Source organism: Stenotrophomonas sp. PS02300, from assembly GCF_029959395.1.
In the GTDB taxonomy this organism is placed as follows: Bacteria; Pseudomonadota; Gammaproteobacteria; order Xanthomonadales; family Xanthomonadaceae; genus Stenotrophomonas; species Stenotrophomonas maltophilia_AD.
Window position 1 is genome coordinate 1 of the sequence record NZ_JASCOP010000101.1, and the last position, 14,942, is coordinate 14,942.

Sequence of the window (14,942 nt, forward strand, 5' to 3'; positions counted from 1 at the left end):
GGGTAGCCCCGCTCCGGGACACGCCGTAAACCCATCCATGGGGGCTTGGCAAAAACATCCATGTTTTTGACAGTCCCTCCGGGGGCTACCCGCCGGCCGCCCCCGACGGTGGGTCGCGTGCGGATGCAAAAATCAGCCACGCAGGGCGTGGCTCTACGTGGTGCCGCTGGTAGGTTCGGTTCCCGAACGAACGCACGGAACGCACCAATACCCGGTAACGCATGAAGAAAGATCGGAGCCGCCCTTGATCTCCCTTGGCCACCAACCCACTGTCGAGGGTCGGCGGGGGTGGGTTTGCGGGACCGTAGAGCGCCATGGATGGCGCGAACGAGCCCCCATGGATGGGTTTACGGCGTGTCCCGCAAACCCGCACCCGCCGGCCCAGCGCGAGCGAGTTCGCAGACCTCGGCTGTTGGCTCTTGGCGAACAGCGCACCGACCAACGGTCGGTACCTACCGCAGGGCGGGTCAGGCCGGCACGAACTGCCAGGCGATGACGGCCAGGATCGCAGGCACGGCCTGGATGACGAAGATCCGCTTGTTGACGCTGTAGGCGCCATAGCAGCCGGCAACAATCACGCAGCCCAGCATGAAGTTCACCAGCATTGGCAGGTGGTCGAACAGCCCCCACAGCAGGCCCGCCGCCAGGAAGCCGTTGTAGAGGCCCTGGTTGGCCGCCAGCACGCGCGTGGTCTCCGCCTTCTCCGGCGTGTTGCGGAATGTCTTCAGGCCCAGCGGGCGCGTCCACAGGAACATTTCCAGCACCAGGAAGTACACGTGCAGCAGCGCGACCACCAGGGTCAGGATCAGTGCGGTCCAGTACATGGGCAACCCTCGAACAAGATGGAGGAAGCTTACTCCGGCCGCTCGGCCGGCAGCTTCTTTTCTTCGCGCAGCAGCCCGAACGCCGCCGCCGTCATGATGCCCGCCACCACCAGCCCGCCCGCGAACACCGCGTGCGAGCCGAACAGCGACAGCCCCTTGTGCACCCACGCGAAGGTCAGGTCGCCGCCGCGGTACACCACCGTGTCGATCGCCGCGCCCGCCTTGTAGCGCCACTGCCGGTCCACCCGGGTGAAGATCGTCTCGCGGGCCGGCTTGGCCAGCGAGAACTCGCTGGCGCGCGTCATCACCTGCACCACCGCCACCAGCATCGGCAGCGGCGAGGCGGCCAGCACCGAGAAGCCAACGATGATCGCAAAGCCCGGGATCAGCAGCGCCGGCGCGATGCCGAAGCGCGACAGCAGCCAGCGCGTCACGCCCAGCTGCAGGATCAGCGTCAGCGCGTTGATCGCCAGGTCCACCCGCGAATAGAACGCCGTGCTGGCCGCCGGGTCCGTGTACAACCGGCGCACGATCGACGCCTGCTCGTTGTACAGCAGCGTGCCGATGCCCACCCCGAACACCACCATCACCGCCAGCCAGCGCAGCAGCGGCTCGCGCGCGATCAGCTTCAGCCCGTCCAGCACGCCGCCGCCCATCGGTGCCTCGCCCGAGGCCAGCTGCAGCTCCTGCTCGCGCGCCACCGCCCAGAGGCGCAGCCGCCAGATGCAGAACAGGCACACGCTGAGGAAGCCGGCCGAGACCAGCATCAGGTTGGCAATGCCCACCCGCTGCACCAGCGTCGAGGTCAACGTCGGGCCCAGGAACGCGCCGATCGTGCCGGCTGCCCCGATGTAGCCGTAGAACGCCCGTGCCTGCACGTTGGAGAACACGTCGGCCATGAAGCTCCAGAACACCGCCACCGCGAACAGGTTGAACACCGTGGTCCAGAAGAAGAACAGCATGCCCCGCCCCGGCACCCCGCTGTCGAACAGCACGTAGAAGCCCAGCAGCGTCACGATGAAGAAGCCGTACACCGCCGGCAGGAACACCCGCCGCGGGTAGCGGCTCACCAGCGCCCCGTACAGCGGCTGCAGCACCACCATGATCACGAACACGCAGGTGAACAGCACCTGCAGCACGAAGTCCTGCAGCGCGATGCCATGGCCGTCGAACCACGCGATCAACGCCGGCGGGAACACTGTCTGCAGGTCGGCCGACGCCGCCATCGCCTCGCGCACCGGGCGCAGCACGTAATAGCCACTGAGCAGGCAGAAGAAATACACGCAGGCCCAGAACAGCGGCGGCGACTGCCGCAGCGCCGCGCGCAGGCCCGGCTGCGCGGGCGCGCTCGGGTCCGGGGCATTCATGGCGCGCAGGTCCCGCACAGGCGGCGTGGCAGCGGCAGCATCGTGGCGATTCCGGGCAGCAAAGCGCGCACGGTAAACGATGCACCGCAACATCGCTAGGGGTGGACTGCCTTATGCTCGTGCCATCACCGTTGGGGAACGGACATGTACGACTACATCATCGTCGGCGCCGGCTCGGCCGGCTGCGTGCTGGCCAACCGGCTCAGCGCCGACCCGCACTGCCGCGTGCTGCTGCTCGAAGCCGGCCCGCGCGACCGCAATCCCTTCATCCACATGCCGGCCGGCTTGGCGCGGCTGGTCAACAACCGCCGCATCAACTGGAACCTGTACACCGAACCCGAGCCGGCGCTCGATGGCCGGCGGCTGTGGTGGCCGCGCGGCAAGGTGCTCGGGGGCTCCAGCGCCATCAATGCCATGTGCTACGTGCGCGGCGTGGCGGCCGACTACGACGGCTGGGCTGCCGCCGGCGCCACCGGCTGGGACTGGTCGCACGTGCTGCCCTGGTTCCTGCACAGCGAAGCCAACAGCCGCGGCGCCGGCCCCTGGCACGGCGACGCCGGGCCGCTGTCGGTGTCCGACCTGCGCCACCACAACCCGCTCTCCGATGCCTTCCTGGATGCCGCCGTGCAGGCCGGGCACGCGCGCAACGACGACTTCAACGGCGCGCACCAGCTCGGCGTGGGCCTGTACCAGGTCACCCAGCGCGACGGCGTGCGCTGCTCCAGCGCCACCGCCTACCTGCGCCCCGCGCGCGGCCGGCGCAACCTCACCGTGCTCACCGGTGCCCGTGCACGCGCCCTGAGCTTCCAGGGCGACACGGCCAACGGCGTGTACTTCCGCCACCATGGTGCGCACCGGCATGCGCATGCGGCCGCCGAGGTGATCCTGAGCGCCGGCGCGATCCACTCCCCGCACCTGCTGATGCTCTCGGGCATCGGCCCGCACCGGCAGCTGCGCGCGCACGGCATCAGTACCCGGGTCGACCTGCCCGGGGTGGGCGGCAACCTGCAGGACCACCTGGACATCTGCACGCTGGTGCACACCCAGCCGGGTGTCAGCTACGACCGCAGCAACCAGGCGCGCATCGCCTTCGATTACTTCCTGCGCGGGCGCCGTGGCGCCGGCACCAGCAACATCGCCGAGGCCGGCGGCTTCGCCCGCTCGCCGCTGGCGCAGGGCGACGGCGCCGACGTGCAGTTCCACTTCGTGCCGGCGATGCTGGACGACCATGGCCGCCACCGCCTGCCCGGCGACGGTTACACCCTGCACGCCTGCGCGCTGCACCCGCGCAGCCGCGGGCGGATCCTGCTGCGCGATGCCGACCCCGCCTCCGCGCCGCGGATCGAGGCCAACTACCTGGGCGATCCGGAGGGGCACGACCTGGCCATGATGAAGGCCTGCGTGCGCATGTCGCAGCAGATCCTGGCCCAGCCGGCGTTCGACCGCTGGCGCGGTGCGCCGATCTTCCCGGCCAGCAACGACCTGGACGATGCCGCGCTGGACGCCTTCATCCGCGCCAAGGCCGAGACCATCTACCACCCGGTGGGCACCTGTGCGATGGGCCAGCATGCCGACGCCGTAGTCGACCCGCAGCTGCGCGTGCGCGGCGTACAGGGCCTGCGCGTGGTGGACGCCTCGGTGATGCCCCGCCTGGTCAGCGGCAATACCAACGCCCCCACGATGATGATTGCCGAACGCGCCGCGCGCTGGCTGGGGGCGCGCGTTCCTGCCACCTGAACAGGGCGTCGACGACCCCCCTCCCATTCGATGCAAAAACCGGGCCTTTTCAATGCGATACGCATTCATCTTCGCTTCGTTTGTGCAATCAGGAAAAGCAGCGCTAGAATCGGTCCCAGCAGTTGCGCACGGGCCCCAAACGATGAAAGAGAACAGCAGGCGCCGACCGATCCGTTCGGCGGCAACCGGGTTGCTGGGCATGCTCATGCCCATCGCAATGTCGTCCACCGCACAGACACCCAGTGCGACACCGGCCGCGTTCCCCGTGAACATCGAGAACAGCGCCGCGTCCGCCATTCCGCACACCCAGCCTGCGGCATACCGGGCCACCACGACCAACCCGAAGGTGCTGCCGCCGGCCGCCGGGTTCAACGTGGCCAACATCGAATCCATGGCCCAGCAGCTCACCTATGGCGAGCGCGTACCGGGCATGGCGGTGGCCATCGTGCAGGGCGGCCGCGTGCTCAGCGCGCGCGGCTACGGCGTCACCGACGTCAACAACCCGCAGATGGTCGACGCGCACACCGTGTTCCGCCTGGCATCGCTGTCCAAGGCGTTCGCCGGCACCATGGCCGGCCTGCTGGTCAACGATGGCACGCTGCGCTGGGACAGCAAGGTCACCGACTACGTGCCCGGTTTCCAGCTCAGCAGCCCCGAGGCGACCGAGCGGCTGACCGTGGCCGATCTGCTCAGCCACCGCGTCGGCCTGCCGTACAACGCCTATGACCGCGACGTGGAAGCCAACGCCGAGTACTACACGCTCACCCACAAGCTGGCTTCGACCTCGCTCAAGTGCCAGCCGGGCGACTGCTACGCGTACCAGAACGTGGCCTTCAGCCTGATCGGCGACGTGGTCTACGCCGCGTCGGGCAGCTTCTACGAGCAGTCGGTGGAACGCCGCCTGTTCAAGCCGCTGGGCATGGACGATGCCAGCCTGGGCCTGGCCGGCATCCAGGCCAGCTCGCGCTGGGCACGCCCGCACGTGCGCAGCCGCAATGGCTGGGTGTCGCTGAGCCCGAAGCCCACCTACTACCGCCTGGCCCCCGCAGCAGGTGTCAACGCCAGTGCCAGCGACATGGCGCAGTGGCTGCTGGCCCACACCGGGCACCGCCCCGACGTGCTGCCGGCGCCGCTGCTGGCCACGCTGCACTCGACCCTGATCAACACCCCCGGCGAGATGCGCTCGGGCTGGCGTCGCGAGCGCCTGCACTCGGCCGGCTACGCGCTGGGCTGGCGCAACTTCGATTACGCCGGGCATGAGGTGATCTTCCATGCCGGTGCCGTGCAGGGCTATCGCGGCCTGGTGGCGCTGGTGCCCGAACGCGACCTGGGCATCGCCATCATGTGGAACGGCGAAAGCAGCCTGCCCAGCGGCCTGCTGCCGACCGTGCTCGACGCGGCCATGGGCCTGCCCACGCAGCGCTGGCTGGACGTGGACACCGACTTCGGCAGCGACAACCTGATGACCGAGGACAGCACGCCGGCGCCGGGCAAGCGCAAGGGTGTGTCGTCGGATCGTGCGGTGGCGTCGCCGAGGTAAACGCCAGCTCGGTATATCGCGTTCAGTACAGGGCGGCCTACGGGTCGCCCTTTTTTGTAGGGCCGGCCAACGGCCGGCGCTACATATCGGAATCAACATTCGTTTATCCCTCGCGGGAGGGGCTTTTTTTTGCGGGCAAAAAAAAACCCCCTCCCGCTGGGCTGCCGGGAAGGGGGTTTCAGTACGGCTATCGGGAATGGATCAGATCAGCGGTGCCGGGGTTGCCGGCAGGGCGACCGGTGCAGCCTTCTTCTTGCGGACCGCCGGCTTGCGCTTGGCGACCTTCTTCACTGCCTTCTTGGCCGACGCCTTCTTGGCGGCCGGCTTGCGCGCGGTGGCCTTCTTGGCGGTGGCCTTCTTGGCTACCTTGCGGACGGCCTTTTTGGCGGTCTTCTTGGCAGTCTTCTTGGCAGCCGCCTTCTTGGCTACCTTGCGGACGGCCTTCTTCGCGGTCTTCTTCACTGCCTTCTTTGCGGTCTTCTTGGCGGCGGCCTTCTTGGCGACCTTGCGGACCGCCTTCTTTGCCGTCTTCTTCACTGCCTTGCGGGCAGTCGCCTTCTTGGCTGCCTTCTTTACCGTCTTCTTGGCAGCGGCCTTCTTGGCTACCTTCTTCACGGCCTTCTTGGCAGCCGCCTTCTTGGCGACCTTCTTCACGGCCTTCTTGGCGGCCGGCTTTTTCTTCGCAGCTTTCTTGGTTGCCATGGGATTGGCTCCTCGTCAGTGATCTATGGAGTTGAAACGCCCAGGTAAAGCAAACCCGCCGTTACTGCTTTGCGGGGACCGCCGTCGCGTCGAGCGCGTCGTGACGGATACGGGGATACCTGCCACAGGATGCCAGGCAGGTATCGAATGCGGGGTGCCCTTGCATTTCACCGGAGGTAGCGAAGCCGACTCCACCGTCTTGGGACGCGCGGCGGATGTTCTGGTTGTGCTTCGCGACTGGATGTCGATTCGGCTCACTCGTTTGGCAGGCAAGGTCTGCTGGGCGAAACCTAATCACGCTTTTTTTCACTGTCAACAACCCCCGCGAAAAAAATTCACATGGCGGCCCTCCAGCGCACCTCGCCCGGACCCTCCACAAGCGCTCGGCAGCACCCCTTCAACACGCGTTGCCCGCGTTCGCGCATCCGTTCAAGCGGCGATGCGTTGAAAGAAAAACACTTAAAAGAAGCACTTTCGCAAAATGCACTGCAGATGCACCGGTGTTGTCGCCGACGACAGGGACCTGTGCTGGAGGCATCGCAACGGCTTCCCGCACGGGAACAAAACAGGGGCGAAAACTTTTCACATCCGCGAACGCTTTTTGCGTCCGGATTTGCAGAACTGCGCAAACTTTTGGGCGGTGGTCGGCATCGGGTTCGTGCCGGTTACGTGCATCGACGACCCGTTCGACGGGGGACGATGCGCGTCGATGCAACCGTCGATGCGTGCTCATGAGCTGCACGTTGGCATGCCGGCACCGTCCGGCATGAGCACGCCAGCGACGGCTCGAACACGTCGACGGCCTGGCCATCCCTCACGCACGGATAACGCAATGGACGTCGGCAACCGGACGATGGCGCGCGCAGGCAAAAAAAAACGGCCGCACAGGGCGGCCGTCTTTTCCAGGCAGGCGAGGATCAGTGGTCCTCGTCTTCCAGCACTTCGGCGTAGGCGTCCGGGTCCAGCAGTTCGTTCAACTCGTCCTTGTTGGACAGCTCGATCACGCAGATCCAGCCTTCGCCGTAGGCGTCTTCGTTGATGGTTTCCGGCTTGCCTTCCAGCGCGTCGTTGACCTCGACCACGGTGCCGGAGATCGGGCTGTACACGTCCGAGGCAGCCTTCACCGACTCGACCACCGCGATCTGCGCGCCGGCCTTGGCCTCGGCGCCGACTTCGGGCAGCTCGACATAGACCAGGTCGCCAAGCAGGCCCTGGGCGTGGTCGGAAATGCCGATGGTGACGCGGCCGTCGCCTTCAACGCGTGCCCACTCGTGGGACTTGAGGAATTTGAGGTCGCCGGGGATCTCGCTCATGGGACTGCTCCGAAGAAATTCAGGGGGGTCAGAAAACGGGGGTAGTGTAAAACAACCGGTGATCAGCCTTCGACCAGCACGCCGGGTTGGGCCTGGCCTTCGCGCACGAACGGGAACTTCACCACGCGCACCGGCACCTGCCGGCCGCGGATGTCCACGTGCACCTGGCCGAGCTCACCGCCCGGCACGCGCGCGAACGCGATGCCCTTGCCCAGCGTCGGCGAGAACGTGCCCGACAGGATCTCGCCGGTGCCGCCGGCGGTGGTGACCGCCTGGCCATGGCGCAGCACGCCTTTCTCGTCCATCACCAGGCCGATCATCTGGCGTGCGTCGCCGGCGGCCTTCTGCGCTTCCAGCACGTCGCGGCCGATGAAGTCGCGGCCTTCGTCCAGCGCCACCGTCCAGGCCAGCGCCGCTTCGAACGGGCTGATCGCTTCGTCCATGTCCTGGCCGTACAGATTCATGCCCGCTTCCAGGCGCAGCGTATCGCGCGCGCCCAGGCCGGCCGGACGCACGCCGGCGGCCGCCAGCGCATTCCAGAAGGCGATCACCTGGTCCTGGGCGACCAGGACTTCAAAACCGTCTTCGCCGGTGTAACCGGTGCGGGCGACGAACAGCGGTGCGCCGCTGGCCGCCGTGGCATCCACGGCAGCGAAGCGGCCCAGCTTCTGCAGTGCGGCGCGGTCGGCTTCGGCCACCAGGCCGGTGACGCGCTCGCGCGCGGTCGGGCCCTGCACGGCGATGATCGCCAGGTCTTCGCGCTCGGTCACCTGCACGTCGAAGGCGGCGGCCTGCTCGCGGATCCACGCCAGGTCCTTCTCACGCGTTGAGGCGTTGACCACCATGCGGAAGAAGTCGTCGGCCAGGTAGTAGACGATCAGGTCGTCGATCACCCCGCCCTGCGCGTTGAGCATGCACGAGTACAGCGCCTTGCCCGGCACCTTCAGCTTGTCCACCGAGTTGGCCAGCAGGCGGCGCAGGAACGGGCGCACCTGCGCGCCGCGCAGGTCGACCACGGTCATGTGGCTCACATCGAACATGCCGGCATCGGCGCGGACCAGGTGGTGCTCGTCCAGCTGCGAGCCGTAGTGGATGGGCATGTCCCAACCGCCGAAATCGACCATCTTGGCGCCAAGCGCGCGGTGGGTATCGTTGAGTAGCGTCTTCTGGGTCATGACCACGGTCCGGGGGATGAAAAAATGCAGGATTTCATTATCCCAGAACCGCCCGCGCAACGCCTGCGGCGGTGCGCCATGTCTGCGCCGTCAGGCCTCTTGGACTTTCAGGGTCATGCCATCCACGGCCACCACGCGCACCGGCGTGCCGGCCGGCAGGTCCGGGCCGGCCACCACCCAGAGCGCGTCGTCGACCTTGGCGCGGCCAATGCCCGACACTATCGGCTGGTCCAGCGCGACCACCCGCCCTACCAGCTGTTCGGCCCGGCGGTTCAACAACGGCGCGTCGGTTTCCCGCGCACGCGTGCGGCCCCACTGCCGGTAGCACTGGATCGAGACCACGCTGAGCAGCACGAACGCCACCACCTGCCACAGCAGCGGAATGTCGGCGAACACGGCCACCAGCACGAACACCGCGGCCGCGCCTATCCCGATCCACAGCATGAAGGCGCCCGGCGCCAGCGCTTCGGCGGCAAACAGCACCAGCGCCAGCGCACCCCACCCCACCACTTCCCAGCGCATCTCAGCCTCCGATGCGCGGCGGCACCGCGCGGGTGGTCTTCTTTTCTTCCTGCCTGGCGAACGCTTCCTTGGCCAGTTCCGCCACGCCGGCGATCGAACCGATCACGCCACTGGCTTCCATCGGCATCAACACCAGCTTCTGGTTCGGCGAGGTGGCCAGTTCCTTGAACGCTTCCACGTACTTCTGTGCGATGAAGTAGTTGATGGCCTGCACGTCGCCGTGCGCGATCGCCTCGGACACCACCTGGGTTGCCTTGGCCTCGGCCTCGGCCTGGCGCTCGCGCGCCTCGGCGTCGCGGAAGGCAGCCTCCTTGCGACCCTCGGCCTCCAGCACGGTGGCCTGCTTCTCGCCTTCGGCACGCAGGATTTCCGATTGCCGCGAGCCTTCGGCTTCCAGGATCTGCGCACGCTTCTCGCGCTCGGCCTTCATCTGCCGCGCCATGGCGTCGAGCAGGTCGCGCGGGGGCTGGATGTCGCGGATCTCGATGCGGTTGACCTTCACGCCCCACGGATTGGTGGCGTGATCGACCACGCTCAACAGCTTGGCGTTGATCACCTCGCGCTGGCTGAGCGATTCGTCCAGGTCCATCGAACCGATCACCGTGCGGATGTTGGTCTGCACCAGGGCGATCATCGCCACTTCCAGGTTGGCGACCTCGTAGGCGGCCTTGGAGGCATCCAGCACCTGGAAGAACACCACCCCGTCCACGCGCACGGCGGCGTTGTCCTTGGTGATCACTTCCTGGCCAGGCACATCCAGCACCTGCTCCATCATGTTCACCTTGCGGCCCACCCCGTACACGATCGGGATCAGGAAATGCAGGCCGGGCGACATGGTGTGGGTGTAGCGGCCGAAGCGCTCCACCGTCCATTCATAGCCCTGCGGCACCATGCGCACGGCCTTGAACAGGATGACCACGGCCACGAAGGCCAGAATCAGCGAGAACAGCACGGTCGGAAACATCGCACACTCCTTTCCCTGGGTCGTGCCGAATATACCGCTGATCCGCCGTCGGCCCCGCCTAGCCCGCGCGCGGCGCGAACATGATCACCGCCATGCCGGCCAGGCACAGCCCGACCCCGAGCAGGTCCCAGCGGCCGGGGCGGATGCCATCCACCACCCACAGCCACGCCAGCGCAGTGCCGATGTACACCCCGCCGTAGGCGGCATACACGCGCCCACTGGCGGCCGGGTGCAGGGTCAGCAGCCAGGCGAACAGGGCCAGGCTGGCCGCCGCCGGCAACAGCAGCCAGGCGCTGCCGTCGCGGCGCAACCACAGCCACGGCAGGTAGCAGCCGACGATCTCGGCCACGGCGGTCAGCACGAACAGCAGCAGCGTCTTCACGCCTTGGCTTCGCCGGCCTTGGCCTGCTCCCACAGGCGCTCCTGCGACTCCAGGTCCAACGCCGCCATCGAAGCACCGGCGGCGGCGGCCTGCGCTTCCATGGCGCGGAAGCGCCGTTCGAACTTGTGGTTGGCGTGGCGCAGCGCGGCACCGACGTCGACCTTGGCGTGCCGCGCCAGGTTGGCGCAGACGAACAGCAGGTCGCCGAGTTCTTCTTCCAGCCGCGCCTGGTTGTCCTGCACCGGCCCGCGCGCGAACTCCGCCGCGACTTCGTCCAGTTCCTCACGCACCTTGTCCAGCACCGGCGCCGGGCCGGGCCAGTCGAAGCCCACGCGCGCCGCGCGCGCCTGCAGCTTCACCGCTCGCTGCCATTCCGGCAGCCCGCGCGAGATGCCCGCCAGCGCGGAGCTGTCTCCATCGCCCTTGGCGGCGCGCTCGGCGCGCTTGATCGCTTCCCAGTTGCTGTTGACGTCTTCAGCCCCGTCGACCTGCACCTGCGCGAACACGTGCGGGTGGCGGCGCTGCATCTTGTCGCTGATCGCGCGGGCGACGTCGGCGAAGCCGAACGCGCCCTGCTCACTGGCCATCTGTGCGTGGAACACCACCTGCAGCAGCAGGTCGCCCAGTTCGTCGCAGAGGTCGTCCAGGTCGCCGCGATCGATCGCATCGGCGACCTCGTAGGCTTCTTCGATGGTGTACGGGGCGATGCTGGCGAAATCCTGCTGCAGGTCCCCAGGGCAGCCCTGCAGCGGGTCGCGCAGGCGCGCCATGATGCCCAGCAGGCGTTCCAGTTCGGCGGGTGCGGACATCGGTGCTCCGGTCAGGCGGGAATCCAGGTGCGCCACGGCAGGCGGGTGTCGCCCAGCGCGATGAAATCGCCGTTCAACAGGGTTTCGCGGCGGTTGTAGCGGAATGGCTTGCCGGTGGCGGCCGACAGCACCGCGCCGCCTGCGGCGTGCAGCACGCACTGGCCGGCGGCGGTATCCCACTCGGCCGTCGGGCCCAGCCGCGGGTACACATCGAGCGTGCCTTCGGCCAGCCGGCAGAATTTCAGCGAGGAGCCCTGCGCGACGACCTCGATATCACCCATGCGATCCAGCAGCGCCTGGGTTTCCGGGCTGCGGTGCGAGCGGCTGGCGGCCACCTGCAGCGGCGGCAGCGCCGGGGTGCGGGTGCGCAGCACCGAGTCATGCATGCCGTCGCGGCGGTAGGCCAGCTCGCCGCGCATGGCGTGCCAGGCCACCCCGCTGACCGGGGCCAGCACCACCCCGAAGGCCGGCGCCCCCTGGTAGATCAGGGCGATGTTGACGCTGAATTCGTCGTTGCGCTTGACGAATTCGCGGGTGCCATCGAGCGGGTCCACCAGCCAGTAGGCACCCCAGTGCCGGCGCACCTCCCACGGTACCTGCGCCGATTCCTCGGACAGGATCGGCAGGTCCGGGGTCAGCTGGCCCAGCCCGCGCAGGATCACCTGGTTGGCGGCCAGGTCGGCGGCGGTCACCGGGCTGCGGTCGGATTTGATCTCGACATCGAAGGGGGTGGCGTACACCGCCATGATGGCGGCGGCGGCGTCCTGGGCAATGGCAATGACCGTTTCGCGCAGATCGGTGGTGAGTTTGATCATTCCCCGCGTTCCAGCCACTGGCGGGCAATGAACAACGCCGCCAGCGAACGCCCTTCGGAAAAGTCCTCGCGCAGCATCAGCTGGTCGAGCTCGGCGAGTTTCCAGGGCACCACTTCCAACTCTTCGGGCTCATCGCCGACCAGCCGTTCGGGGTACAGGTCACGCGCCACCACCAGGTGCGAGAGGTGGCTCATGTAGGTCGGGGCCAGGGTCATGGCGCGCAGCACGTCCAGGCGGCGCGCGCCGTAGCCGGCCTCTTCCTTCAGCTCGCGGTCGGCGGCCTGCTCGGGGGTTTCGCCCGCATCGATGCGCCCCTTGACCAGCCCCAGTTCGTAGCGGTGCACGCCGGCCGCGTATTCACGCACCAGCAGTACGGTCTCGTCATCCAGCATCGGCACCACCACCACCGCACCGTGGCCACGGCTGACCAGGCGTTCGAAACGGCGGCGTTCGCCGTTGGAGAACTCCAGGTCCAGGTGCTGCCGCTGGAACGGGCCGCTTTCCTCGTCCGTGATCTGGTGGATGGTGGGCAGCGGACGGGTCATGCGAACTGGCTCTTGGAGATCGATAGAATGCAGGCAGGTGAAAACGTGGCCATGAGCTCGAAATGCTAGCAGACCCAGCCCCCCTTACGTTGGCCGACCGGTGGCGGCAACGCGACCTGGCCGTGCTGTGGCACCCGTGCACGCAGATGCGCGAGCACCCGGACACCTTGCCGCTGGTGCCGATTGCGCGCGGTGAAGGCCCGTGGCTGGTCGATCACGAGGGACACCGCTACCTGGATGCGGTGAGCAGCTGGTGGACCAACCTGTTCGGCCATGCCGAACCGCGCATCGGCGCGGCCATCGCCCGCCAGGCGACCCAGCTGGAGCAGGTGATGCTGGCCGGCTTCAGCCACGAACCGGCGGTGGAACTGGCCGAACGCCTGCTGGCGATCGCGCCGCGCCAGGCCGGGCGTGCGCCGCTGTCCAAGGTCTTCTACGCCGACAACGGCTCGGCCGGGGTCGAGGTGGCGCTGAAGATGGCGTTCCATTACTTCCGCAACCGCGGCGAGGAACACCGTACCCGCTTCGTGGCGCTGGAGAACGGCTACCACGGTGAAACCCTGGGGGCGCTGTCGGTCGGGGATATTCCGCTGTACCGCCGCGTGTACGCGCCGCTGCTGACCGAGGCGCTGTTCGCGCCCTCGCCGGACGCCTACCTGGCCGAACCCGGGCAGAGCGCCGCCGAGCGCGCCCATGAAGCGGCGGATCGCCTGGCCGACGTGTTCGACCAGCACCCGGGCGAGATCTGCGCGGTGATCCTGGAACCGCGCCTGCAGTGCGCCGGCGGCATGCGCATGCACGACCCGGTCTATCTCAAGCGGGCGCGCGAACTGTGCGACGCGAATGGGGCGTTCCTGATCGCCGATGAGATCGCCACCGGCTTTGGCCGCACCGGCACCCTGTTCGCCTGCGAACAGGCCGGGGTGATGCCCGACCTGCTGTGCCTGTCCAAGGGCCTGACCGGCGGCTTCCTGCCGCTGGCGGCGGTACTGGCCACCCAGGCGCTGTACGACGCGTTCCTGGACGACAGCCGCGAGCGCGCCTTCCTGCATTCGCACAGCTACACCGGCAACCCGCTGGCCTGCGCGGCCGCTTTGGCCACGCTGGACATCTTCGCCAGCGAGGATGTGATCGCGCGCAACCGCAGCACCGCCGAGGTCATGCGCACCCTGGCCGCGCCCTTCACCGACCACGCCCACGTGGCCGATGTGCGCCAGGCCGGCATGGTGGTGGCGTTCGAGCTGACCCGCAACGGCGACAAACGCACGCCCTTCCCCGCCGAAGCACGGGTGGGGATGCGCGCCTACAACGCCGCGTTGCGGCGCGGCGTGGTGCTGCGCCCGCTGGGCAACGTGCTGTACTGGATGCCTCCCTATTGCGTGGAGGACGAACACCTGGACCTGCTGGCCCAGACCACCCTGGCCGCGATCGAGGAAGCTGTTGCATGCGCGTGACCCGTTCTTATGTGGATGCCCCCCTGGCCGTCGGCCAGACCCTGTCGCTGCCGGAAGAGGTGGCCAATCATCTGGTCCGCGTGATGCGCCTGCGCGAAGGCGAAGGCTGCGTGCTGTTCAATGGCGATGGCCACGACTACGCGGCCACGCTGGTGGAATCGGGCAAGCGCGACGCGCGCGTGCGGATCGACGCCGCGCAGGCGCTGGACAACGAATCGCCGTTGTCGATCACCCTGCTGCAGGGCATCGCGCGCGGCGAGAAGATGGACCTGATCCTGCAGAAGGCCACCGAACTGGGCGTGCAGGCGATCGTGCCGGTCAATGCCGAGCGCACCGAGGTCAAGCTGGATGCGGCGCGTGCCGAGAAGCGGTTGGCCCATTGGCGCAGCGTGGTGGTGTCGGCCTGTGGTCAGTCCGGGCGCGCGCGGGTGCCGGAGGTAGCGGCGCCGCTGGGCGTGCAGGAGGCAGCCAAGGCGATGCCGGCGGAAGCGCTGAAGCTGACGCTGGACCCGCTGGGCGAGCACCGGTTGTCGACGTTGGAGGCCGCGCCCGGGGGCGTGGTGATCGCGATCGGGCCGGAGGGTGGCTGGTCGCCGCGTGACCGGCAGGCCTTGGCGGCCGCCGGGTTCCAGGGATTGCAGCTGGGGCCGAGGATCCTGCGTACCGAGACCGCGGGGTTGGCCGCGATTGCGGCCCTGCAAGCGCGGTTGGGGGATATTGGCTGATCCGGCGGCGCGCAGCCACGCAGGGCGTGGCTCTACTGCACCGCCCGTAGAGCCACGCCCTGCGTGGC

Annotated in this window: 16 protein-coding genes; 4 read left to right on the top strand and 12 right to left on the bottom strand. The window is 68.0% G+C overall.

What is annotated here, in order from left to right; genetic code table 11:
• Window positions 1-467: 467 nt before the first annotated feature.
• Together QMX79_RS15820 and QMX79_RS15825 are read right to left on the bottom strand one after the other, a co-directional pair.
• Window positions 468-824, bottom strand: coding sequence for a DUF1304 domain-containing protein (locus tag QMX79_RS15820; RefSeq protein WP_282247580.1), 357 nt, complete (start codon window positions 822-824; stop codon window positions 468-470).
• A gap of 29 nt (window positions 825-853) precedes the next feature.
• Window positions 854-2,191, bottom strand: coding sequence for an MFS transporter (locus tag QMX79_RS15825; protein WP_282247581.1), 1,338 nt, complete (start codon window positions 2,189-2,191; stop codon window positions 854-856).
• A gap of 144 nt (window positions 2,192-2,335) precedes the next feature.
• Between QMX79_RS15825 and QMX79_RS15830 the strand changes: the two genes are divergently transcribed.
• Entirely contained in the window at window positions 2,336-3,928 is a 1,593-nt protein-coding gene (locus QMX79_RS15830) for a choline dehydrogenase (protein ID WP_282247582.1), read from the top strand.
• Window positions 3,929-4,070: 142 nt separating this feature from the next.
• Window positions 4,071-5,468 (top strand): serine hydrolase domain-containing protein, encoded by a 1,398-nt coding sequence (locus QMX79_RS15835; protein WP_282247583.1) that lies wholly within the window; start codon window positions 4,071-4,073, stop codon window positions 5,466-5,468.
• A gap of 201 nt (window positions 5,469-5,669) precedes the next feature.
• Here QMX79_RS15835 and QMX79_RS15840 read toward each other — a convergent pair whose 3' ends face one another.
• The 10 genes from QMX79_RS15840 to nudE all read right to left on the bottom strand — a co-directional run bounded on the left by QMX79_RS15840 (window position 5,670) and on the right by nudE (window position 12,695).
• Window positions 5,670-6,170, bottom strand: coding sequence for a hypothetical protein (locus QMX79_RS15840; protein WP_282247584.1), 501 nt, complete (start codon window positions 6,168-6,170; stop codon window positions 5,670-5,672).
• Between the two features lie 397 nt (window positions 6,171-6,567).
• Complete coding sequence (locus tag QMX79_RS15845) at window positions 6,568-6,903, bottom strand: hypothetical protein (RefSeq protein WP_282247585.1); 336 nt, start codon at window positions 6,901-6,903, stop codon at window positions 6,568-6,570.
• A gap of 184 nt (window positions 6,904-7,087) precedes the next feature.
• Window positions 7,088-7,483 carry a glycine cleavage system protein GcvH gene (gene gcvH / locus QMX79_RS15850; protein WP_282247586.1) on the bottom strand — a complete coding sequence of 132 codons (396 nt, stop codon included), beginning with the start codon at window positions 7,481-7,483 and terminating at the stop codon, window positions 7,088-7,090.
• A gap of 62 nt (window positions 7,484-7,545) precedes the next feature.
• Complete coding sequence (gene gcvT, locus QMX79_RS15855) at window positions 7,546-8,658, bottom strand: glycine cleavage system aminomethyltransferase GcvT (RefSeq protein WP_282247587.1); 1,113 nt, start codon at window positions 8,656-8,658, stop codon at window positions 7,546-7,548.
• Window positions 8,659-8,748: 90 nt separating this feature from the next.
• Entirely contained in the window at window positions 8,749-9,180 is a 432-nt protein-coding gene (locus tag QMX79_RS15860; RefSeq protein ID WP_282247588.1) for an NfeD family protein, read from the bottom strand.
• A gap of 1 nt (window position 9,181) precedes the next feature.
• Window positions 9,182-10,144 (bottom strand): SPFH domain-containing protein, encoded by a 963-nt coding sequence (locus tag QMX79_RS15865; RefSeq protein WP_282247589.1) that lies wholly within the window; start codon window positions 10,142-10,144, stop codon window positions 9,182-9,184.
• Window positions 10,145-10,202: 58 nt separating this feature from the next.
• The gene (locus QMX79_RS15870; protein ID WP_282247590.1) at window positions 10,203-10,526 is read right to left on the bottom strand and encodes a YnfA family protein; all 324 of its coding nucleotides are present in this window, start codon (window positions 10,524-10,526) and stop codon (window positions 10,203-10,205) included.
• Entirely contained in the window at window positions 10,523-11,335 is an 813-nt protein-coding gene (mazG, locus tag QMX79_RS15875; RefSeq protein ID WP_282247591.1) for a nucleoside triphosphate pyrophosphohydrolase, read from the bottom strand. The genes QMX79_RS15870 and mazG overlap by 4 nt, the downstream gene beginning before the upstream one ends.
• Window positions 11,336-11,346: 11 nt before the next feature.
• Window positions 11,347-12,150 carry a 3'(2'),5'-bisphosphate nucleotidase CysQ gene (cysQ, locus tag QMX79_RS15880; RefSeq protein WP_282247592.1) on the bottom strand — a complete coding sequence of 268 codons (804 nt, stop codon included), beginning with the start codon at window positions 12,148-12,150 and terminating at the stop codon, window positions 11,347-11,349.
• Window positions 12,147-12,695, bottom strand: a complete 549-nt coding sequence (gene nudE / locus QMX79_RS15885) for an ADP compounds hydrolase NudE (RefSeq protein WP_282247593.1) — start codon at window positions 12,693-12,695, stop codon at window positions 12,147-12,149. Before nudE ends, cysQ begins: the two co-directional genes overlap by 4 nt.
• A 62-nt stretch (window positions 12,696-12,757) precedes the next feature.
• Here nudE and bioA point away from each other — a divergent pair, with 62 nt between their 5' ends.
• Complete coding sequence (gene bioA, locus QMX79_RS15890) at window positions 12,758-14,149, top strand: adenosylmethionine--8-amino-7-oxononanoate transaminase (RefSeq protein WP_282247594.1); 1,392 nt, start codon at window positions 12,758-12,760, stop codon at window positions 14,147-14,149.
• On the top strand, window positions 14,140-14,874 hold the full coding sequence (locus QMX79_RS15895) for a 16S rRNA (uracil(1498)-N(3))-methyltransferase (RefSeq protein ID WP_282247595.1): 735 nt from the start codon (window positions 14,140-14,142) through the stop codon (window positions 14,872-14,874). The genes bioA and QMX79_RS15895 overlap by 10 nt, the downstream gene beginning before the upstream one ends.
• Window positions 14,875-14,942 lie beyond the last annotated feature (68 nt).

What these genes read in the sequence shown, in the direction of transcription:
- QMX79_RS15820 (WP_282247580.1), bottom strand. Translation starts at nt 824, where the DNA reads ATGTACTGGACCGCACTGATCCTGACCCTGGTGGTCGCGCTGCTGCAC.
- QMX79_RS15840 (WP_282247584.1), bottom strand. Translation starts at nt 6,170, where the DNA reads ATGGCAACCAAGAAAGCTGCGAAGAAAAAGCCGGCCGCCAAGAAGGCC.
- cysQ (WP_282247592.1), bottom strand. Translation starts at nt 12,150, where the DNA reads ATGATCAAACTCACCACCGATCTGCGCGAAACGGTCATTGCCATTGCC.
- QMX79_RS15825 (WP_282247581.1), bottom strand. Translation starts at nt 2,191, where the DNA reads ATGAATGCCCCGGACCCGAGCGCGCCCGCGCAGCCGGGCCTGCGCGCG.
- gcvT (WP_282247587.1), bottom strand. Translation starts at nt 8,658, where the DNA reads ATGACCCAGAAGACGCTACTCAACGATACCCACCGCGCGCTTGGCGCC.
- QMX79_RS15845 (WP_282247585.1), bottom strand. Translation starts at nt 6,903, where the DNA reads ATGAGCACGCATCGACGGTTGCATCGACGCGCATCGTCCCCCGTCGAA.
- QMX79_RS15830 (WP_282247582.1), top strand. Translation starts at nt 2,336, where the DNA reads ATGTACGACTACATCATCGTCGGCGCCGGCTCGGCCGGCTGCGTGCTG.
- bioA (WP_282247594.1), top strand. Translation starts at nt 12,758, where the DNA reads ATGCTAGCAGACCCAGCCCCCCTTACGTTGGCCGACCGGTGGCGGCAA.
- mazG (WP_282247591.1), bottom strand. Translation starts at nt 11,335, where the DNA reads ATGTCCGCACCCGCCGAACTGGAACGCCTGCTGGGCATCATGGCGCGC.
- QMX79_RS15865 (WP_282247589.1), bottom strand. Translation starts at nt 10,144, where the DNA reads ATGTTTCCGACCGTGCTGTTCTCGCTGATTCTGGCCTTCGTGGCCGTG.
- gcvH (WP_282247586.1), bottom strand. Translation starts at nt 7,483, where the DNA reads ATGAGCGAGATCCCCGGCGACCTCAAATTCCTCAAGTCCCACGAGTGG.
- nudE (WP_282247593.1), bottom strand. Translation starts at nt 12,695, where the DNA reads ATGACCCGTCCGCTGCCCACCATCCACCAGATCACGGACGAGGAAAGC.
- QMX79_RS15860 (WP_282247588.1), bottom strand. Translation starts at nt 9,180, where the DNA reads ATGCGCTGGGAAGTGGTGGGGTGGGGTGCGCTGGCGCTGGTGCTGTTT.
- QMX79_RS15835 (WP_282247583.1), top strand. Translation starts at nt 4,071, where the DNA reads ATGAAAGAGAACAGCAGGCGCCGACCGATCCGTTCGGCGGCAACCGGG.
- QMX79_RS15895 (WP_282247595.1), top strand. Translation starts at nt 14,140, where the DNA reads ATGCGCGTGACCCGTTCTTATGTGGATGCCCCCCTGGCCGTCGGCCAG.